This is a genomic window from Verrucomicrobiota bacterium (genome assembly GCA_016871535.1).
Classification (GTDB): domain Bacteria; phylum Verrucomicrobiota; class Verrucomicrobiia; order Limisphaerales; family SIBE01; genus VHCZ01.
On sequence record VHCZ01000340.1, the window covers coordinates 1 to 5,681 of the forward strand.

The 5,681-nt window shown below is 59.4% G+C and carries 6 protein-coding genes; all 6 read right to left on the reverse strand.

Annotated elements, in window-relative coordinates:
- Positions 1–315 precede the first annotated feature (315 nt).
- Positions 316–537 (reverse strand): hypothetical protein, encoded by a 222-nt coding sequence (locus FJ398_25490; GenBank protein MBM3841244.1) that lies wholly within the window; start codon positions 535–537, stop codon positions 316–318.
- A 75-nt stretch (positions 538–612) separates the two neighbouring features.
- Positions 613–1,272, reverse strand: coding sequence for a flagellar basal body-associated FliL family protein (locus tag FJ398_25495; protein MBM3841245.1), 660 nt, complete (start codon positions 1,270–1,272; stop codon positions 613–615).
- Positions 1,273–1,408: 136 nt separating this feature from the next.
- Positions 1,409–1,750, reverse strand: a complete 342-nt coding sequence (locus tag FJ398_25500) for a Smr/MutS family protein (GenBank protein MBM3841246.1) — start codon at positions 1,748–1,750, stop codon at positions 1,409–1,411.
- A 332-nt stretch (positions 1,751–2,082) separates the two neighbouring features.
- Positions 2,083–2,901 carry a flagellin gene (locus FJ398_25505; GenBank protein MBM3841247.1) on the reverse strand — a complete coding sequence of 273 codons (819 nt, stop codon included), beginning with the start codon at positions 2,899–2,901 and terminating at the stop codon, positions 2,083–2,085.
- Between the two features lie 63 nt (positions 2,902–2,964).
- Positions 2,965–3,783 (reverse strand): flagellin, encoded by an 819-nt coding sequence (locus FJ398_25510; protein MBM3841248.1) that lies wholly within the window; start codon positions 3,781–3,783, stop codon positions 2,965–2,967.
- 832 nt (positions 3,784–4,615) lie between these two features.
- Entirely contained in the window at positions 4,616–5,446 is an 831-nt protein-coding gene (locus tag FJ398_25515) for a hypothetical protein (protein ID MBM3841249.1), read from the reverse strand.
- Positions 5,447–5,681: the final 235 nt, after the last annotated feature.

The following is a 5,681-nucleotide window of genomic DNA, read 5'->3' on the forward strand; positions in this document are numbered from 1 at the left end:
CTAAGGGTCTGTGCATCTGGCTTGGACACAAAGCTCCCAGTATGTTGCGGCTGAGGCCTCGCGTCTGTTTGCATCGATCGAAAACAATGCTGTCACCCCCAAGGTCAGGTTTGGCAGTTACTCACTGAATCGCTTTACTGGCACCGCGATTATCAACCGCCAGCAAAGAGACCTGGTTCGCGGTGAATGGGCTTTAGAATGTGGCGGGAGGGAAACGAGGCAAAACGGACTCTGGGCATGCCTCCGACTGGGAAGACAAAAGAAAAAAAATCCCCGGCCCATGTGCCGGGCCGGGGATTTCTGGAGAGTTGAGGATTACAGCCGCGCCAGAAGGGTCGCGCCGCGTTTGGCGTGACGGACTTTGGCGGCGACCGTCTTCGCGCAGCACGCGGTCTTTTCGCCGCAGCTCGCCTGCACTGTGGCGGAGCAAGTGGTTTTCGAGGTATTGGCCTTGGCGTTGGCAGCTTTGTCTCCGGCTTGCACGGAAGACCCCATGGCGAACGCGGCGAGCATCAAACAAACAGCGATTTTTTTCATGCGAATGATTTGGATAAACGGTTTTGGTTCAGTAACGGGCAGCGTTGTACCAGGTCCGGCGAATTAGTCAAAGGTTCATTGGGTGATGAACTCCGGGATGATCACTTCTTGAACGAGATTCGTCTCCAGAATTTGATTCACCAGCACCGTGATCTCTGACCGGAGGAGATTCCGGAACCCAAGTCTTCTCACGTCCCGGTGCATCTTGGCCGAAAGCAGGTTCGTGATGTTCTCGTAAAGGACGGCCTGTTTTTCGTTAATCACGCGCATCAACCCCTCGGTATCTTGTCCGGCCAGATAAAGCTGCATCACGCCAAAGTGTTTCTTTTTGGTCTGGTCCGCGAACATGATCGTGATCTTGTACGGTCTGATGCTGTTCACTTTGAAGGCGTTTGTGGTCACGATGCGGGGCGGGATGTCCTTGCTGGGGTCGCCCGCCAGGTACACCAGCGGGCTATCCGCGATCGGCAACGCCAATCGCGGCGGCATGCGCAAAGTATGTTTGGCTTCCTTCCCGTGCCCGCCTTCGCCTTTTTCGGCCGGCTTCCCTTCCGGCTTGCCATGCGCCCCCGCGCCTGCCCCGGCGCTTTCGCCAGCGCCGGCCTTCTTCTTTCTGTAGAAGTCGTAGCCGAACCATCCTCCGACCGGAAGAATCACGACCAGGGCAATGATCGGCAGCAACGAAAGCAGGCCGCGCTTTTTCTTGGCGGGTTCCGCCGTGGTGGCTTGTGCCATGCCCGCACCATATCTGAAAGCGGCGGAAACTGGCAAGTTCGGACCCTGCTAATCCTTGGTTATCATAAGAACTCAACTTAACAGGAGGCAACGGAGGCCATGAGATGACACTGATTCACTGATTACTGACTACTGATTACTTTCCCCGCGTCCTCGCCGCACCGTCTCCTCCTGCTTGTGCCGGACCGCGCAGATGCACGATCGTGGCGCCCCAACTTCCGAACGGTTCGCTCGCCAGCGAGAAGGACGCCACTTCCGGCAGCCGGGCCAGGATTGCGTGAACCGTGCGACGCAAGTTGCCGATTCCTTTGCCATGGATGATCCGCACCCGGAGAATCCCGCGCTCCCGGCAGGCCGCGAGGTAATCCGGCACCAGTTCTTTGATTTCCCTGGGCTGGAAAGTGTGCAAGTCCAGGACGCCATCAATGGGGAGATGGACAGGCTCCTGGCCGGGCGGATTGAAGGGTTCTTCGGTCACTCGATATGGATTCGTTTGCGCATCTGAGCACACTTCTCGAACTGTGCCCAAACCTCAAAGCAAAACGCGATCAGATCGTCCTCGGCGTGGTTCATCAGATATTCGCCGACTTCTTCGGCGTAACCCGGCAGATAATTCGTGAGAGATCAAGGGGATACGGCTCCCAGGAAAGAAATAGGATCGGTCCGGTGCGTCCTTGCACTCGGACCGACCTTGCTCCGCGGAACCTCAAACCGCGTGAGCCGTCTGTTAAATTCCGGTCGTCGGGACGTGACGAAGGCCCGATGACCTATGTGGTGCGGGCGATCCCAGTTTTTGAGACGCCCTTGGTCTTACCGCAGAAGCGTTAAGGCTATGCCAGGCTGAGCGTTCGCCTGTGCCAGCATGGTAGTTCCGGCTTGGACCAGAATGTTCAGCCGCACGAATTCCGCGCTCTCCGAGGCGATGTCGGTATCCGCGATCCGGCTGTTGGCCGCGGCGAGATTCTCCTTCAGCACCGTCAACTGCTCGCTGGTGAGATTCAACCGCGAGATGTTCGCCCCGACCGTGGCGCGCATGCCGGCCAGGGCCTGAATGGCGGTCTTGATCTGATTCAACGCGCTGAACGCCGCCGTGGACGTAGAGACGGAAATCCCGCTGTACGCGTTGATCACGCCGGTGGAGGCGGCGCCCGCGAGATCCGCCGCTCCCAGCGCGAAGGTCACGGCGTCCGCGTTGAGCGTCACTGCGACGCCACTGCTGCCGAACAAGGTGATCCCATTATAGGTCTTGTTCGTGACGTCGCTGATGTAGGCTTGCAGCGAGGTGAATTCGGCCTGGTAATTGGAAAGATCGCCGTTGGTTTTGGTGGCGTCCTGCGCCAGAACCGAGAGTTCGCTCATCCGGTCGAGTTTTTCCTGCACCGTTTGCAGGAAGCCGTCCTGCGTCTGGCTGAAGGAGACGGCGTTGCTCACATTGGTGTTGGCTGCGCTGACGCGGTTCATCTGGCTGACAAGCCGGAGCGATTGACCCAATCCACCGGGATCGTCTTCCGGCGAGACGATTCTCGACCCCGAGGATAGGCGAGCCAGTGATTTGGTCAGCGCAGTGTTGGAATGGCTCAGCAACCGGGCCGCGCTCATGGAGGCTACGTTTGTATTGAGGTTGATCATAGTTTCTGTCGTCTTTGTTTTAACTGTTGTTGTCTTGTCTTTTAGGATGAAAAGATTGTGGGCTTAGCGCAGGAGCGTCAGAGCCAACTGCGGTTGCGCGTTGGCTTGCGCGAGCATGGTGGTTCCGGATTGCACCAGGATGTTCAACCGCGCGAACTCGGTGCTTTCCATGGCGACGTCGGTATCCATCATCCGGCCTTTGGCTGCCACAAGGTTCTCGTTCAGGATCTCCAACTGGTCGCTGGTGAGATTCAACCGGGAGATGTTCGCCCCGACCACGGCGCGCATGCTCGCCAGGGCCTGGATCGCCGTCTTGATCTGGTTCAGGGCCGAATACGCAGCCGTGGAAGTCGAGATGGAAATTCCGCTGTAAGCGTTAATCACGCCCGTCGAAGTGGCGCCCGCCAACTCGGCGGACCCGAGCGCGAAAGTCACGCCATCGCTGTCTGTCGTGACGGCGATGCCGGAAGACGCGAACAATGTGATCCCGTTGTAGGTCTTGTTCGTCACGTCACTGATGTAGGCCTGGAGCGCCGTGAACTCAGATTGGTAATTGGACAAATCCCCGTTGGTCTTGGTGGCGTCTTGCGCCAGAACCGTGAGTTCGCTCATCCGGTCGAGTTTCTTTTGCACCGTTTCCAGGAAGCCGTCCTGGGTCTGGCTGAAGGAGACGGCGTTGCCCACGATGCTGTTGGCGGCTTTGACGCGGTTGATCTGGGCGCCCAGGCGCACTCCCTGGCTGAGGCCGCCCGGATCGTCTTCGGGCGAAACGATCTTCGATCCGGAGGACAAGCGGGCCAACGATTTCGTCAGCGCGGAGCTGGATTGAGTTAAGAGACGCGCTGCTTGCAGCGACGCTACATTGGTATTGAGGCTCATCATAACTGATCTTTGTTTTTGAGGTTTGAGGTTTTGTTTTTTGTTTCTGCGCGGCATCCCTGCCGGGAAAAATTTTGTTCAGGCGTTTTCCATTCTCCTGCGCGATGGCTGAGACCACCGCCACTTCAGGCCGGTTGGCGGCGCGAACAACGCCCCGCACAGGGCGCAGTTCTTCTGCGTCGCTCCGACCCAATCTGTCTTGCCCGGGAATCGCGGGCCTTCAGGGCATGGATCTTGCCCAGCCCTTTTCCGTGCACGACCGCACGACTCCGAAAAAATTTCGTTCATACAACCGCTTCGGTGTTCGCTCCGAAGCTATGTCCGTGGCGTCACTCGGGCCCACGCCCTGTGGGCACACGCCAACTCCACCGGCCGAGGCCTTGATCTTTAGCCGGTGCAGTCGCACGCCCCGGCGTCAGCACGGACATTCTTGTCCGCCACGAACGCGGGCAGGCGCGACCCGGCACTCCGGCTCAGATCCGGGCTTCAGGGCCGTTCCAACACGTCTCTGGAATTGAGCGGGCAGGTTTCTGCCCCGCCACTCGATGGACAAACATGCTATGGACTCATACGACAAATCCTTTTGTCTGATTGGTCTCGCGGCATCCGTTGCCGTCGGGAAAACTGGTTCAGGCGTTTTCCATGTCCTGTGCGATCACTCGGCTCATCGCGGCCCAAGGCTGGCCGGCATCCTTGAACGGTTTGCCAGACACGCATCCCGCTCATCCCTGCCGTCCGCGCCAAATCTGTCAGATCACGGCGTCTCGGCGCGACTCGCGCGGCACCGCAAAGGTGCGCGACCGCAGCCCAACCCGCTGACTCCGTGAAAATCATGTCATGAACTCCGCTGGCTTGTGGCCGGCTCGCCGACGTCGGCAAGGCGCAGCGAACGCTGCGGAACTCCGGCGAGCATCGCGGCTCCGGATTGCACCAGGATGTTCAGGAGCGCGAAGTCCGCGCCGCCCGGCGCCGCATTGGGATTCGCGATTCGGCGGCCTGCCGCGGACAGGTTTTCATTGTGAATGCTCAATTGCTCGCGGGTGAGGATCAGGCGCTGCAGGTTGATGTTGACGTGCGACCTCAGGTGGGCCAGCGCCTGGATGGCGATCTTGCACTGGTCCAGGGCGCACTTGGCCGCCACCGAACTTGAAATGGAAATGCCGCTGTAGGCATTGAGCACGCCGGTTGTGGTGGGACCGGCCAGGTTGATTTCTTTCAAGGCCGGCGCGGCGGCCTCGCCCTCACTCGCCAGCACCGGAGGCGTGCTGCCAAAGAGCCGGATGCCATTGAATTGCTTGCCGGTGATGTCGCTGATGTAAGCCTGCAACTGGGTGAATTCGCCTTCGTAACGGGGCAAATCCGACCGGGTGTTCTGGGCCAGCTCGGACAACTCGCTCATCCGGTCGAGGGCTTGCCGAACCTTCTCGAGCAGGCCTTCCTGCGCCTGGCTGAAGTGAACGGCATTCTCGACACTCGCGCTCGCCGCCACGTTCTGGGCGATGCGCGCGGCAAATTTGAGGGATCGGGCCAGACTGGCTTCCTCATCGACCGGCAGCACCTGCCGCGGGCCGGAGGCCAGCCGGGCCAGCGACTTGGTCAGTGATGAGCGGGACCGACTCTGCGGTTGGGGTGAATCCAACGCGGGTTGGTTTGGACTGATAATCATAAGACAATTTCCCTTCTTTTCGTTTAGTGGTGTACGGTTGCGCAAAGGAACTCCTCTGCCGGTTTTGCTGGTGGACAGGCACACGCCTTCCGCTCACGGCCAGGTGACTTTGCAAAAAATCTCTTCATAACACTTCGGCGTTCGCTCCGAAGCTATGTCCGTGGCTGCCCGCGCGGGGCGCACCTCAACTCCTGCCCTGCGGCCTCAGTTCGAGCGCGAGTGCGGTCGGCTGCCT